Origin of the sequence: Haloactinopolyspora sp. (assembly GCF_027324685.1) — a bacterium.
In the GTDB taxonomy this organism is placed as follows: Bacteria; Actinomycetota; Actinomycetes; order Jiangellales; family Jiangellaceae; genus Haloactinopolyspora.
On record NZ_DAHVSH010000107.1, the window covers coordinates 91,378 to 106,796 of the forward strand.

Genomic DNA, 15,419 nt, shown 5'->3' on the forward strand with positions numbered 1-15,419 from the left:
CATGGTGGGGCGACAGCTCGCCTCGTGGTGCGGCGCACGGCGGCGTGCGGTGGCCGTGACCGGCAGCGGCGGTTCCGGCGGTTCGGTGCGCCCCGCCCTGACCGTCGCGCTGATCACCGCCGTCGTCGCGGAGGTCATGCGGGTCTCGTTCCCGCTGCTGTACGACCTGGCCGGCCGCATCGGCTTCACGACGGCAGCGTGGGTCGTCCCGTTGATGTTCGCCGCGCCCCTTGCCGTCGCCCCGCTCGGGCGCTGGCTGAGCCCGCGGACGCTGCTGCTCGTCTCGGGCCTCGGCCTGGCCGTGGCCCGGGTGATCCTCCAATTCCAGGACCGCCCGACGGTCGCCGTTGCCGTGGCCGGGACGTTGCTGGGCCTGGTCGCCCTCGCGGCCGGCCTTCGCGCGGCGCGCGCCGAGGTTGACGGTCCGCCGGCAGCCCTGGGGCTCTACCTGGGCCTCACGGCGGACACCGCGGTCCGCCTGGCCCTGACGACCTGGGATGCGGCATGGCAGTCGACGCCGTTGGCCATGATCGTCGGGACGGCCGGCCCGGCCCTGCTGGCCGCGTCCGTCATCGCGACGGCGGTCGTCTCCGGAGCGGAGGCTGATCAGAGATCACCGCTGGACGGTACGGATTCGGTCGCGTCGGCGGCTCTGCCCGGCCCAGTCCTCGCGCTGCAGACGCTGGTCCTGGCCAATCCCGGCGTCGTCGCCTCGTCCGGAGGGGTGACGTTGCCGATGGCCGGCTCCATCGTGCTGGTCGGGTTCGCTGTCGCGGCGGCGATGCCTGCAGTGAGCCGCGGCGTGCCGCTGTGGAGCGCACGGCTCGCGGTGGTGGTCGTGGCCGCCGTGTCGACCGGACCCACCGGGCTCACCGGGGTGGCAGCGTGCGTGGCCGTTCTGGTGGGGCAGGGAGCGACCGGATTGCTCCTGGCGACGGCGTACGCGCGCCCTCGTGCGGTTGAATCGGACGAGCGATCGATCCGGACCTGGGCCGGCGCCGGATGCGCGTGCCTGCTCCTGGTCGGCGTCCTGCTGCCGTATCAGATCTCCTACGAGTTGCCCCTCGGCTTGCCCCAGTTCGTCTTCCCCGCGCTCGGGGCCGTGCTCCTCGTCGCCTTGGCCGCGGCAGCGTCGACCGCACCGTCGACGCCGGAGGCCGGCCCGACCAGCAAGGAAGACCGTCCCGTGCGGTCTGGTCGGCTCGCCCGTCCGATCGCCGTTCTGGCGCCGATCATCGCGCTGGGGGTGCCGATGTGGTCGGCGCTGACGTGGCCGGCGGCGACGCCGACAGCATCGGGCACGGCGTCGGCCACGGCATCGACCACGACATCGGCTCCAGACGGCACGCACCAGGTCCGGGTCGCGACCTACAACATCCACAGTGCCGTGTCGTGGCACGGCGACCTCGACCCGGCGGGCATCGCCGAGGTACTCGACGACGGCGGTGCCGAGGTGACGATGTTGCAGGAGGTGGCGCGCGGCTGGCCGCTGGCCGGTGGCCTGGACACCGCCGCCTGGTTGTCGCGACGGCTCGGCGCCGAGGTCGTCTACGGTGGCGCGGCTGATCACCAGTTCGGTAACGCCGTGCTGTCGGTCCATCCGATCTCCGAGCACTGGTCCGGGGTGATGGACCGGGGTCAGGGCACGATGCAGCGCGGTTACGTCGCGGCGAGTGTCGTGCTGGGTGACGGCGTGGAGCTGGACGTGTGGAGCACGCATCTGCAACACCAGGACCACACGACCGAGACACGGCAGGCCCAGGCTCGCCAGGTCCTGACCGCGTGGGAGTCGTCCGGGCGTGACGTGCCGGCGCTCATCGGCGGCGACTTCAACTCTCGACCGGGCTCGGCCGACATCGAGCCGTGGTTCGACGGCACCGGCTTGGTGTCCGCGCAGGACGTGGCCGGCGACCCGGACCTGAACACGTCACCGGCATCGGATCCTGACCACCGCATCGACTGGATCCTCGGCACTGAAGATCTGGCGTTCTCTGCGGTCGACATCCCGTCGACGCTGGCCAGTGATCACCTGCCGGTGTTCGCGACAGTCGTGGTCGCGCCCGAGTAGGGTCGTGCCGTGCTGCGTGTGGGATTGACCGGCGGGGTCGGTGCGGGAAAGTCGCTGGTGGCCGGGCGTCTTGACGAGCTGGGTGCGGTGCTCGTGGACGCCGACGTCATCGCTCGTGAGGTGGTGGCTCCAGGCACCCCTGGTCTCGACGCGGTCGTGGCCGAGTTCGGTCCGGACGTGCTCGACGCCGACGGTGCGCTGAACCGGCCGCGGCTGGCCAAGATCGTCTTCGGCGACGAGGCACGCCGGCAGGCGTTGAACGCCATCATCCATCCGCTCGTGTATCAACGCCGCCACGAGTTGGTCGAGGCCGCCGCGGCTGATGCCATCGTCGTCGAGGACATCCCGTTGCTGGTGGAGAACCGCCTCGCGGCCCACTATCAGCTGGTGATCGTCGTCGAGGCTCCTGAGACGGAGCGGGTGCGCCGCCTCGTCGTTCATCGGGGCATGAGCGAGGACGACGTCCGCGCGCGCATCCGGGCCCAGGCCAGCGACGAGGAACGCGCGGCCGTGGCCGACGCCCGAATAGACAACTCCGGCGCGCCCGAGGACACGTTGGCCGCCGTCGACGCGTTGTGGGCCGACCGGCTCGTGCCGTTCGAGACCAACCTGCGTTCCGGCGTGTGCGCGCCCCGACCGCCGCACCCCGTCATCGAGGATCCGGACCCGACGTGGCCGGCGCAGGCCGCTCGGCTGATCGAGAAGATCCGCCGCGTGGTGGGTGAACGGGCGATCAGCATCGCTCACACCGGCTCGACCTCGGTGCCGGGGCTGGCGGCCAAGAACGTCATCGACCTGCAGGTGCTGGTGCCTGACCTGGCGACGACCGGCGCCGTGGCCGACCAGTTGATCGAGGCGGGCCTGGTGCGCCGCGCGGGGCGCTGGTGGGACGTCTGGCGCGACGGCACCGAGTGGGACAAGCAGCTCGCCTGCAATGCCGACCCCGCGCGCGCCGTCAATTGCCATATCCGGCCTGAGACGTCCCCGACGTGGCGCGATGCGCTGCTGCTGCGCGACTGGCTGCGCGCGACCCCGGCGGCGGTGGACGAATACGCCGCGCTCAAGCGGCGACTGGCGGCCCAGCCGCACGAGTCCATCGATCACTATGCCGAGGCCAAGACGCCGTGGATCAACTCAGCCTTGGAGCGGGCCGACAGGTGGGCAGCCGAGACCGGGTGGACCCCGATCTGACGGACTCTGTCGGCAGCAGCGCATACGGTTGGTTGTATGCGCGCGAGTGAGCTGACCCGATTCGTGGCACCGTTCAAGGTCGTCAGCGACTGGGAACCGTCCGGCGACCAGCCGGAGGCAATCGACCAGCTGGAACGGCGAATTCGAGCCGGCGAGAAGGACGTCGTCCTGCTTGGCGCCACCGGTACGGGTAAGAGCGCCACCACGGCGTGGATGATCGAACGGCTGCAGCGGCCGACGCTTGTTCTGGCCCCCAACAAGACGCTGGCGGCACAGCTGGCCAACGAGTTCCGGAGCCTGCTGCCCAACAACGCCGTCGAGTATTTCGTGTCGTACTACGACTACTACCAACCCGAGGCCTACGTTCCGCAGAGCGACACCTACATCGAGAAGGACTCCTCGATCAACGAGGAGGTCGAGCGGCTGCGGCACTCGGCCACCTGGTCGCTGCTGACCCGTCGCGATGTCGTCGTGGTGGCGACCGTGTCGTGCATCTACGGCCTGGGCTCGGCCGATGAATATCTCGACCGGATGGTGCATCTGGAGGTGGGGTCCGAGCAGAACCGCGAGAGCCTGCTGCGCCGGCTGGTCGAGGTCCAGTACACGCGAAACGACCAGAACCTCACCCGTGGAACCTTCCGCGTCCGCGGCGACACGCTCGAGATCATCCCGATGTATGACGAGCTGGCCGTGCGAGTGGAGTTCTTCGGTGACGAGATCGAGCGCATCATCACGATGCACCCGCTGACCGGTGAGGTCGTGCGCGAGGAGGGGGAGGCCTACGTCGCGCCGGCCACCCACTACGTCGCGGGGCCGGAGCGGATGGAGCGTGCCCTGAAAGACATCGAGGCCGAGCTCGACGAACGACTGGCCGAGTTCGAACGACAGGGCAAGCTGCTCGAGGCGCAGCGGTTGCGCATGCGCACCACTTATGACCTCGAGATGATGCGCGAAGTCGGCTTCACCTCGGGTATCGAGAACTACTCTCGCCATCTGGACGGGCGCCCGGCGGGTTCTGCACCGAACTGTCTGCTCGACTACTTTCCCGACGACTTCCTGCTGGTCATCGACGAGTCGCACGTCACGGTGCCGCAGATCGGCGGGATGTACGAAGGCGACATGAGCCGCAAGCGCACTCTGGTCGACCACGGGTTCCGGCTGCCCAGCGCCATGGACAACCGCCCGTTGCGGTGGGAGGAGTTCCTCGAGCGCATCGGGCAGACGGTGTACCTGTCGGCCACCCCGGGACCGTACGAGATGGCCAAGGTCGACGGCGTCGTCGAGCAGATCATCCGGCCGACCGGCTTGATCGACCCGGAAGTCGTGGTCAAGTCCACCAAGGGCCAGATCGACGACCTGCTGCACGAGATCAACGTCCGGACCGAACGCGACGAGCGGGTACTCGTGACCACGCTGACGAAGAAGATGGCCGAAGATCTCACCGACTACCTGCTCGAACGTGGTGTGCGGGTGCGTTACCTGCACAGCGAAGTCGACACGCTGCGTCGCGTGGAGTTGCTGCGCGAGCTGCGGATGGGGGAGTACGACGTCCTGGTGGGCATCAACCTGCTCCGCGAGGGCCTCGACCTGCCCGAGGTGTCTTTGGTGAGCATCCTCGACGCGGACAAGGAAGGCTTCCTGCGCTCGGGTACGTCACTCATCCAGACCATCGGCCGGGCCGCTCGGAACGTGTCGGGGCAGGTCCACATGTATGCCGACACCGTCACCCCGTCCATGCAGAACGCGATCGACGAGACGAATCGGCGCCGCCAGAAGCAGATCGCCTACAACACCGCCCACGGAATCGACCCCACGCCGCTGCGCAAGCGCATCAGCGACATCACCGAGTTGCTGGCCCGTGAGGACGCCGACACCGAGAACCTGATCGGCGGCTCCGGTCGCACCGCGAGTCGCGGAAAATCGCCGGTACCGGGTCTGAAGAGCACCTCCGAGGTCGGCAAGCATGCTGCGGAGCTCGCCGGCATGCCTGCCGCCGATCTCGCTCAGCTCATCCAGCAACTCACCGAGCAGATGCACACTGCTGCCGCGGAGCTGCAGTTCGAGTTGGCCGCTCGATTGCGGGACGAGATCTCCGAGCTGAAGAAGGAGCTACGAGGCATGCACGAGGCGGGCGTCGGCTGAACCGGCCGAGTCCGGCAGCTGTCCGGTCGAGCGGTGTGAGGCCACCTGACCAGCACTGATCGTCGGCCGACGCCGACGGGCGACCGTGACGTCTGCCCAAGATGGGCATGCTGTGGGATACTGTGACCTGAACGTGGAGGGGAGTAATCCCGACGCGGTGGCATCGTCATCACGGATGCTCCCTGACACCGGGGAGCGCCCGGTGCCGCCGGTCCGCATGACGCGGGCGGACGAGACCTCCGGTAGCGCGGTAGCCGCCGCGTGGCAAGCGACCGGAGAGGACTGTCATCGTTCGTGTTGGACCTACCCGTCTGGTTCGAAATCGGAACCTTCGTCGTCCTGACCCTGCTCCTGGCGGTAGATCTGCTGATCGTGACACGCCGCCCGCACGTCCCCTCCATGAAGGAGGCCACCGCGTGGGTGACGTTCTACGTCGGCCTCGCAGCGCTGTTCGGACTGGTGATGCTGGCGGTCTCCGGCGGGCAGGCCTCCGCTGAGTTCTACGCCGGCTGGCTGACGGAATACAGCCTGAGCGTCGACAACCTGTTCGTCTTCGTCATCATCCTGGCGCAGTTCAAGGTCCCGAGGCAGTACCAGCAGTCGGTGCTGATGTTCGGCATCCTCACCGCCATCGTGCTGCGCGGCATCTTCATCCTGGTGGGTGCCGCCGCCATCAACGAATTCGCCTGGGTCTTCTATCTCTTCGGCCTGTTCCTCGTGTACACCGCGGTCAAGCTGGCCCGCGAGCAGGTTCACCATGACGAAGAGGACGGCGAGGAGTACGAGAACGCCTTCATCCGGCGCGCTCGGCGGATCCTGCCGATGACGGACACCTACGAGGGCGTCAAGCTGCGTACGCGGGTGAACGGGAAGAAGGTTTTCACCCCGATGGTGATCGTCTTCCTGGCCATCGCCTCGGCGGATCTGTTGTTCGCGGTGGACTCGATCCCGGCGATCTTCGGCCTGACGCAGGAGGCGTTCATCGTCTTCACCGCCAACATCTTCGCTCTGATGGGCCTGCGACAGCTGTACTTCCTGCTCGGCGGCCTGCTGCAGCGCCTGGTCTACCTCTCCGCGGGGCTGGCGGTGATCTTGGCGTTCATCGGCGTCAAACTGATCTTGCACGCGCTGCACGAGAACACCTTGCCGTTCATCAACGACGGCGAGGGTCTGCACGGCATCCCAGAGGTCCCGATCTGGCTCTCCCTCGTCGTGATCGTAGGAACACTGCTGGTCACCACGGTGGCGAGTTTGCTCAAGAGTCGCCGTGTCCCGCCGCCGGTGCCGACAGCCGAGTCCGGGGAGTCGTCGACCTGACCTGTTCGGCGAATCGGCTCGCCACCTGCCGCCACACGCGGGCGGCCGCCGGTTCGTCGGCCCTGGCCGGTGGCACCAGAGCGTCGACATCGACCCCACGCGCCCGCATCCGGCTGCGGTCCCAGCGCGCCAGATCGTCGGCGGACACCTCGGGGTGGAACTGAACGCCCCACGCCGAGTCGCCGATACGAAAGGCCTGGTACGGGCAGGCTTGTGAGGACGCGAGCCACACCGCCTGTCGCGGAAGCTCCTCGACCGCGTCGACGTGGTTCTCGATGGCTGTGACGTGCGCCGGCAGCGAGTGGAACAGCGGGTCGGTGTCGGCTTCGGGCCGGATGCGGATCGCTGTGCTGCCCCGCTCGGGGGCTCCTGCGTCCGCTCGGACGGTGCCGCCGCCGACGTGGGCGAGCAGTTGGCCCCCCAGGCACACTCCGAGCACGGGCGTGTCGGTCTGTAGCGCCTGCCGGGCGAGGTCGCGGGTACGGGGCAGCCAGGGCGCCTGGTGGTCGTCGTCGGGCATGAAGCCGCCGCCGAGGATCACGAGTGCGTCGTGGGTCAGTCGCTCGGGCAGCGCACGGCCCGTGTACGCCGGCACGACGTCGAGGGTGAGCCCGTCGGCCCTCCACCAGTCGCCGAGGCGGCGTACCTGGTTGGTTTCGGTGTTCTGCACGACCAGCACGCGCGGTGCTGGGCGGTGCCGGCGGTGATCCCCGGCCGCGGCTGTCACGACGTCACCACCCCCGGCGGCGCCATTCGCCCAGGTGGGGACGTTCCGCGCCGAGGGTGGTGTCGTCACCGTGGCCCGGGTAGACCCAGGTCTCGTCCGGCAGTCGGTCGAAAAGTTTGGTCTCGACGTCGTTGATCAGCGACGTGAAGTCCGCCGGGGAGCCGGTCTTGCCGACTCCACCCGGGAACAGCGAGTCACCGGTCCACAGGTGCGGTGGCCCGGTCGGGTCGTCGTAGAGCAGGGCGATGCTGCCGGGGGTGTGCCCCACCAGATGGATCACCTCGAGCTCGCACCGGCCGAAGCTCACGACGTCGCCATCGGTGACCGGTTCCTGCGTGGGGACGGAGATGGCCGGCGCGTCGTCGACATGGGCGACCGTGATCGCGCCGGTGGCGGCGGACACCTCGGCGAGCGCGCGCCAGTGATCGGCATGCCGGTGCGTGGTGACGATACGGACCACCGGGCCGTCGCCGCACGTGGCGAGAACGCGAGCGGGCTCGGCCGCGGCGTCGATCACGACCTCGTGTCCGGTGTCGCGGCAGCGCAAGACGTAGGCGTTGTTGTCCCACGAGCCTCCGACGGAGACCTTCGTGATCACCAGGTGGGCGAGTTCGCGGACGTCGGGAGTTCCTCCCGGGGTGACGTGGCCGGTGTACGTGCGCACGGCAGCCTCAAAGCCACGACGGCAGGATCGGCAGGTGGCCGGCCGGATCGACCGTCAGGTCGGCGCCGGTGCTGCGGCCGCACAGCCAGGCGAGAAGCGCCGGTGCCGAGCCGGACACGGTCACCCGCGCGTCCTGAGCCAGCGGTTCGGCGGGCCGGCCGTCGACGGACACGGCGAACGCCGGGACGTCGTCGCGACGGCTGAACGAGCGGATCGTCTCGTCCAGGGCGCGGCGGACGAACGCGTCCGGCCAATCGGCCGGGCCGTAATCGGCGCGGAGATCGGCATGGTGGATCTCGAGCTCCCGTAGCCGCAGCCAGAGCACCCGCCGGCTGGGGATCGGCTCGCCCTGGCCGGCCAGGCCGGGCCGGACGACCTGCTCCCAACCGTGGTCGGGCATCTCCATGATCGCCTTGGCGAACCGTTCGGCGGACTCGTGCACGTCTTGGACGAGCTCGGCGGCCGGCTGGCGTGCGCCCGCTTCGATGTCGGCGGCGCGTGCCTGCGCGCTCGGGTACATGTGGTGCTCGTGACCTGTACGCGCCCACGTCAGCAGCCTGGTCAACGCGTCGGCGTTGCGCGCGACGTGGGCGAGCACGTGCGCACGAGTCCAGCCCGGGCAGAGGCTGGGCTCGCCGAGTGCGGAATCGTCGAACGAGGCCGCTGTCGCCTTCAGCCGGTCGGTAGCAGCGGTCACGGGTCCCGCGGCGCGGGTGCCCTCGGAATCTTCGGGCATCGGTTCAGCGTTGTCAGAAGGCACGAACCCGAAACTAGTCGTCTTTGTGCGACAGGGCGACTCCGTCGCCGTGAATCGGGCGCCTGGCACGACCATCGGGGCGACTCTGTCGGTGCCTGCGCCTACCATGCCAACGGTTACGTCTTTTCCTGCACACCATCGATCAGACCGGAGTCCACGGGGCCTCATGACCGAGAGAACCGCCATTCCAGCCGGCGACCGACTGGTCGTCCGGGGGGCTCGAGAGCACAACCTCAAAGACGTCTCGCTCGACCTGCCCCGAGACTCGCTGATCGTGTTCACCGGCTTGTCCGGGTCGGGCAAGTCCAGCTTGGCGTTCGACACGATCTTCGCCGAGGGGCAGCGGCGCTACGTCGAGTCGTTGTCGGCCTACGCGCGTCAGTTCCTGGGACAGATGGACAAGCCCGACGTCGACTTCATCGAGGGGCTGTCGCCGGCGGTCTCCATCGACCAGAAGTCCACCTCGCGCAACCCCCGCTCGACGGTGGGCACCATCACCGAGGTCTACGACTACCTGCGCCTGCTCTATGCGCGCGCTGGGCACCCGCACTGCCCGGAATGCGGCCGGCCGATCGGCCGGCAGACCCCGCAGTCCATCGTCGACCAGGTGCTCGAGCTCGAAGAGGGCGCACGGTTCCAGGTGCTGGCCCCCGTGGTGCGCGCGCGCAAGGGCGAATACGTCGACCTGTTCCGGACGCTGCAGACGCAGGGATACTCCCGGGCCCGGGTCGACGGCACGGTGTACCAGCTCACCGATGTGCCCGCGCTGAAGAAGCAGGAGAAGCACACGATCGAGGTCGTGGTCGACCGGCTCACGGTCAAGGACTCCGCCAAGCGCCGGCTGACCGACTCGGTCGAGACGGCGCTTCGGCTCTCCGGCGGGCTGGTCGCTCTCGACTTCGTCGACCTGCCCGAGGACGATCCGAACCGCGAACGGGTGTACTCCGAGCATCTCTACTGCCCGTTCGACGAGTTGTCCTTCGAGGAGCTCGAGCCGCGCTCGTTCTCGTTCAACTCGCCGTTCGGCGCCTGCCCGGAATGTGCGGGCCTGGGAAATCAGATGGAGGTCGACCCCGAGCTCGTCGTACCGGACCCGTCGCTCAGCATCGACGAGGGTGCGCTGGCGCCGTGGGGCAACGCCGCGACGTCGGAGTACTTCAACCGGCTCGTGGCCGCCTTGGCCGACACCATCGGGTTCCGTACCGACGTCCCGTTCGAGTCGTTGCCCAAGAAGGCCCGTCAAGCCGTGTTGAACGGCTACGACAAGCAGATTCACGTCCGGTACCGCAATCGGTACGGGCGTGAACGGGCGTACTACACGACGTTCGAAGGCGTCATGCCCTGGGTCCGGCGCCGCTACGCCGAGGCCGAGTCCGACACGAGCCGGGAACGCCACGAAGGCTTCATGCGCGAGGTGCCGTGTCCGGCATGCCGCGGCACTCGGCTCAAGCCGGTCGTGCTCGCCGTGACCGTCGGCGGGCGCAGCATCGCTGACGTCGCCGCGATGCCCATCGGCGAATGCGCGGAGTTCCTGCGCGATCTCCGGTTGTCCGAGCGGGAAGAACAGATCGCCGCGCGGGTGCTCAAGGAAGTCAACGAACGGCTGCAGTTCCTCGTCGACGTCGGGTTGGACTACCTCAGCCTGGATCGTGCCTCCGCGACATTGGCCGGGGGAGAGGCGCAGCGCATCCGGTTGGCGACCCAGATCGGTTCGGGCCTGGTCGGCGTGTTGTACGTGCTCGACGAACCGTCGATCGGGCTGCACCAACGCGACAACCACCGGTTGATCGACACGCTCGTGCGCCTGCGCGACCTCGGCAACACGCTGATCGTCGTCGAACATGACGAAGACACCGTGCGCACGGCCGACTGGGTCGTCGACATCGGTCCCGGCGCCGGCGAGCACGGCGGGCAGGTCGTCGTCAGCGGCACCGTCGACGATCTCATCGCCGAGCCGGACTCCATCACCGGCCAGTACCTGGCGGGCAAGCGCCGCATCGACGTGCCGGCCGTGCGCCGCCCACCGACGCCTGACCGGGCCATCACCGTGGTCGGCGCCCGCGCGAACAACCTGCGCGACATCACGGTGGAGTTCCCGTTGGGGTGCTTCGTCGCGGTCACCGGTGTCAGTGGGTCCGGTAAGTCGACCCTGGTCAACGACATCCTCTACACGGCGCTGGCCAGGCACATCTATCGCGCTCGGGCCGTGCCGGGCCGCCACCGCCGGATCGAGGGCGCAGGCTTGGTCGACAAGGTCGTCCATGTCGATCAGTCGCCCATCGGCCGCACCCCACGCAGCAACCCGGCCACCTACACCGGGGTTTTCGACCACGTCCGCAAGCTCTTCGCCGACACCCAGGAAGCGAAGATCCGCGGTTACCTGCCCGGCCGGTTCTCGTTCAACGTCAAGGGTGGGCGGTGCGAGGCGTGCAGCGGTGACGGCACCATCAAGATCGAGATGAACTTCCTGCCCGACGTCTACGTCCCGTGCGAGGTCTGCCACGGGGCGCGTTACAACCGCGAGACCCTCGAGGTGCACTACAAGGGCAAGACCATCTCCGAGGTGTTGGAGATGCCGATCGAGGAAGCCGTCGAGTTCTTCGCGCCGGTGGAGCGGATCGCGCGGCACCTGCGGACGTTGGCTGAGGTGGGCCTGGGGTACGTCCGGCTGGGTCAGCCGGCGCCGACGCTGTCCGGCGGCGAGGCGCAACGGGTCAAGCTCGCCGCGGAGTTGCAGAAGCGCTCGACCGGTAAGACGATCTACGTCCTCGACGAACCGACCACCGGGCTGCACTTCGAAGACATCCGCAAACTGATCGGCGTGCTCCAGGGCCTGGTCGACAAGGGCAACACCGTGGTGGTCATCGAGCACAACCTCGACGTCGTCAAGACCGCCGACTGGCTCATCGACATGGGTCCCGAAGGCGGCACCGGCGGTGGGCAGGTCGTGGCGACGGGCACGCCCGAGGACGTCGCCAAGGTTGAGGGCTCGCACACCGGAACGTTCCTCAAACGCATCCTCGGCGGCTAGGGCGCCTCTTCGGCGAACACGCCGGCTTCGACGGCGGCCACCGCCAGCGCGGTGCGCGAAGACACGTTGAGCTTGCGCATCGCCGAACGTAACTGCTGGTCCACAGTGGCCGGTGACTTGGCCAGGACGCGGGCGATCTCGCGGTTGGTCTGCCCGGCGACGACGAGCCGAACCACCTCGAGTTCTCGGGGCGACAACCGGTCGCCGTAGCCGCGGCGCCCGCCGCGCCACAGCCGCGGTACATCCGAGCCGAGATCACGAAGTCGCTGCGCGATCCGGTCGGCGTCGCCGCGAGCGCCGAGCCGGAAGAGTTGCTCGTACACCTGGGCCAGTAGCTTCTGGCCGGCCTCGTTCTGTCCGTCGCCCAGCAGCGCTTCGGCCTGCCGCTCCCGGGCGAGCAGGGCATCATAGGGCCGAGGCAGGGCATCCCACGCCGTCGCGGCACGGTCGAATCCGTGCGACGCGCGGGCGTGGTCCCCGGCGGCGGCGACCATGAGCGCCTGGCACACCAGCAGTGCTGCCTGCGGGGCGGGTGCGTGGCGGCCCTGCAACCCCTGCGCGAATTCGTCGGTCACCCGCGCCGCCCGGTCGGGCTCACCGGCTGCGAGATACGCCTCGACCCGAACCGGAGCGATGTCGCTCGCCCAGATCCAGATGCCCTTGGTGTGGACGGTCGCCATGGGTTGGTCGGTGACCTGCAAGGCCCGAGCAGGCTGTCCGTCGGCGAGCCAGCGCCGCGCCAACGCGGCCGCGGGCTCCATGGTGGTGTCGAGCGCGCCCAACCGCGCGGCCTCGTCGAGGACCACGCTGAACTGCTCGTCTGCGGCCCGCCGCCGACCGGCTGCCGCGGCGAGCCGAGCCGCGAGGCGGATGCTGGCCAGGTACAGGCTGGGGCGGTCCCGATCGGCCTGCGCGAGCTCGTTGGCCCGTTGCTCCAGGCCCTCCCACTGGCCGGTGAACCAGTCCAGATTGGCCTGCTCGAGCAGGATGTTGCGGTGCAGCCGCACCATCCGGTCGGCTTCGGCGAGTTTTCGGGCGGCCGCCAGATGCCGTCGCGCGTCGGCGTAGCGGCCCCACAACAGGGCGCCGGTACCGATATTGGCGTTGATGCGGGCCACGTCGAGGCGTTCGGCCGCGCTCGCGCCGTCGGTCGGAAGGCCGGCGACGACGTTCCAGGCGTCGGCCTCGCCGAGCATCAGCAGGGCCGCCGCCCGGTTGCCCTCCAGCGACAGCCGGTCCGCAGCGGAGTGAATCCGAGGGGTCAGCTCGGCGGCGCGCTGGAGCCAGCGCAAGTGGGTCGAGGCCGGCCACGGTCCCGCATATGCCCAGCCGAGGTAGGTCATGGTCCGCGCTGCTTCCACCGGGTCATGGTCCAGATGGGCCACCGCCTGCTCCAGCTCGCTCAAGGCGGCCTCGGCTTCGCCGACATTGATCAACAACCGGCCGAGGGGGTTGCGGATCTCCGCCTGCTGCCGGTCGGTCAACCCGGGCGAGTCGAGCACCGAGCGCAGTGTGGCGACCAGGCGATGCTGCAGCTCGTCCACCGGCTCACGACGCCCCAGCGCCGCCAGCCCAGCGGTTCGGGCGATCCGGGCCCGGTCGGCTGCCGGTAACTCGACGCCGGCCAGCAACTCGTCGAGCACGACGACAGCGGTGGTGTGATCGCCGGAGGCGACGGCACGTTGTGCAGCCTGCTCGCCGAATCGTGCCCACAGCTTGGTGACACCGGCCTCGCGGAAGTGCCGGGCGAGCTGGGCGACCGGCGGCGGTTCGGTGCCGGCGAGTGCTCGGCCGGCGCGACGGTGCAGGGCCTGCCGCTCCGGCGGTGCGATCGCCTCATAGACCGCGGTAGCGGTCAGCACGTGCCGGAACCGCCACCGGCCACGCTCGTCGGCGTCGAGCAGGCCGGCGTTGGCCGCCTCGGACAGGCCGGCCTTGAACGCCTGCGGCCCCAGCCCCGTGGTCGCACCGAGGACGGTTTCGCTGGACGGCTCGACCAGCGTCGCCGCGGCGTCCAGGACGCGCTGGGCGGCAGGCCCCAGGCGCCCGACCCGTTCCCGCGCGGAGTCTCGCATCGTGGGCGGGACCTGCAGCTCGCTGAGGCTCAACCGCACCCATTCCCCGCCACGGAACACCACGTCAGCGCGGTCGCACAGCAGCCGGACCGACTCCTCCACGGCCAGCGGCACACCATCGGTGCGTTCGTGCATGAACTCGGCGAACTCCAGCGACATCGGCTTGCCGTCCAACATGCTCGACGCCAGCGTCGCCGTGTCGTCCTGATCGAGCGGGGACAACGCGATCCGCACCAGGGTGCCGCGGGCCGGCGGGCGCGACGACAAGCGAAGCAGCAGCGACTGGTCGTCGACTTCATCGGGCCGGTAGGTCACCACGACGTTCATCGCGGGGGCGTGTTGCCGAGAGGCCAGGAACAGCAGGAACTCCAGCGTCACTTCATCGGCCCAGTGCGCGTCCTCGATGACGAGCACGTCCACGGCGATCGCGTCGATCAGCTCCGCGAGCGCACGGAAAAGCCGATGGCGGGCGGCTTTGGCGTCGTCCAGCGGGTCCGGTGACGGCGGCAGGTCGTCGGACCATTCGGGGAACAACGGTCGCAGCGCGCCGGCCAGGTCGGTCAGCCCGATACTGGCAACACTCGGTCTGGCCGCATGCAGCGCATCGACCACCGGCCCGAGAGTCAGGGATTCACGCAGCGGCGGGCAGACGGCCCGCAGGGCGTGGCGAGCCGACGTTGACGCTGCCAGTACTTCGTGCAACAGCCGGCTCTTGCCGATGCCGGCTTCGCCTTCGATCAACACCAACGCGGGTGGACGAGCCAGCGCATCGGTGAGCGCGGCGACCTCCCGGTCGCGGCCCACCAGCTGCGGAACCGCGACGACCAGCGGATTCTCGTCGGCCTCGGAGGCGGAGAGCATGGCCGATGATCTCGCAACCAGCGTCGACGGCACAAGGCACGGCGAGAAACGGGTCAAACGGGTCGGTTCAAGGCCGGTAGCGCAATCCATTCGGGGTACGCAGCGCGTAGTTGTCATCACGAGGCCGGCGGCATTCGGCGGCGAGGTCCGTCGTCACTGTGGCCGCCTCGGAGGCGACCGGGAGGGCGCACGATGGACCACCATGATTCGGCATCGAAAGCGATCGGCCAGGACGACGTCCGCGCGGGCATCGACGTGGATCGACGTACCGCGTTGATGGGACTCAGCGCGCTCGGGGTCGCAGGGCTTCTGGCCGGCTGCGGTGACGACGACTCCGGCGGGGGTGCGCAGAACGGTGCGGCGTCGCGGTCGGCGGCTGACGAACCGACTGAGCGCGGCCAGCCGAACACGCCGGAACAGCCGAGCGAGCCGGAAACGCCGAGCGAGCCAGGGGAGCCGAGCGACGGCGCGGCCGGGGAGGCCGTGGCGACGACGTCCGAGGTGCCGGTGGGCGGCGGCGTGGTCGTCGACGCGCACAGCGTGGTCGTGGTCCAGCCGGCCGCCGGGGAGTTCCGCGCCTTCAGCA

At 69.3% G+C, this 15,419-nt stretch carries 9 protein-coding genes and 1 pseudogene; 6 read left to right on the forward strand and 4 right to left on the reverse strand.

Annotated elements, in window-relative coordinates; translation table 11 throughout:
* Position 1: 1 nt before the first annotated feature.
* The 4 genes from M6444_RS12670 (at position 2) to M6444_RS12685 (ending at position 6,718) form a co-directional block, all read left to right on the forward strand.
* Positions 2-2,068 (forward strand): endonuclease/exonuclease/phosphatase family protein, encoded by a 2,067-nt coding sequence (locus M6444_RS12670; RefSeq protein ID WP_298327753.1) that lies wholly within the window; start codon positions 2-4, stop codon positions 2,066-2,068.
* Positions 2,069-2,077: 9 nt separating this feature from the next.
* Complete coding sequence (gene coaE / locus M6444_RS12675; RefSeq protein WP_298327756.1) at positions 2,078-3,259, forward strand: dephospho-CoA kinase; 1,182 nt, start codon at positions 2,078-2,080, stop codon at positions 3,257-3,259.
* Between the two features lie 36 nt (positions 3,260-3,295).
* Positions 3,296-5,401: an excinuclease ABC subunit UvrB gene (gene uvrB / locus M6444_RS12680; protein WP_298327759.1), complete on the forward strand. Its 2,106-nt coding sequence runs from the start codon at positions 3,296-3,298 to the stop codon at positions 5,399-5,401.
* 297 nt (positions 5,402-5,698) lie between these two features.
* Positions 5,699-6,718: a TerC family protein gene (locus M6444_RS12685; protein WP_363326348.1), complete on the forward strand. Its 1,020-nt coding sequence runs from the start codon at positions 5,699-5,701 to the stop codon at positions 6,716-6,718.
* On the opposite strand, the gene M6444_RS12690 is transcribed toward M6444_RS12685, so the two are convergent.
* Genes M6444_RS12690 through M6444_RS12700 form a run of 3 tightly spaced genes read right to left on the reverse strand, consistent with a single transcriptional unit; the run spans position 6,657 to position 8,845 of the window.
* The gene (locus M6444_RS12690; protein ID WP_298327765.1) at positions 6,657-7,445 is read right to left on the reverse strand and encodes a type 1 glutamine amidotransferase; all 789 of its coding nucleotides are present in this window, start codon (positions 7,443-7,445) and stop codon (positions 6,657-6,659) included. The genes M6444_RS12685 and M6444_RS12690 overlap by 62 nt on opposite strands.
* Before the next feature lie 4 nt (positions 7,446-7,449).
* Positions 7,450-8,109 (reverse strand): MBL fold metallo-hydrolase, encoded by a 660-nt coding sequence (locus M6444_RS12695; protein WP_298327770.1) that lies wholly within the window; start codon positions 8,107-8,109, stop codon positions 7,450-7,452.
* 7 nt (positions 8,110-8,116) lie between these two features.
* Entirely contained in the window at positions 8,117-8,845 is a 729-nt protein-coding gene (locus M6444_RS12700; RefSeq protein ID WP_298327773.1) for a maleylpyruvate isomerase family mycothiol-dependent enzyme, read from the reverse strand.
* A 187-nt stretch (positions 8,846-9,032) separates the two neighbouring features.
* Between M6444_RS12700 and uvrA the strand changes: the two genes are divergently transcribed.
* The gene (gene uvrA / locus M6444_RS12705; protein WP_298327776.1) at positions 9,033-11,897 is read left to right on the forward strand and encodes an excinuclease ABC subunit UvrA; all 2,865 of its coding nucleotides are present in this window, start codon (positions 9,033-9,035) and stop codon (positions 11,895-11,897) included.
* On the opposite strand, the gene M6444_RS12710 is transcribed toward uvrA, so the two are convergent.
* Positions 11,894-14,833 carry a LuxR family transcriptional regulator gene (locus tag M6444_RS12710; protein WP_298327779.1) on the reverse strand — a complete coding sequence of 980 codons (2,940 nt, stop codon included), beginning with the start codon at positions 14,831-14,833 and terminating at the stop codon, positions 11,894-11,896. The two genes, uvrA and M6444_RS12710, sit on opposite strands and share 4 nt — an antisense overlap.
* A 192-nt stretch (positions 14,834-15,025) precedes the next feature.
* Between M6444_RS12710 and M6444_RS12715 the strand changes: the two are divergent.
* Positions 15,026-15,419, forward strand: a pseudogene (locus M6444_RS12715) (hypothetical protein); the annotation flags it as partial.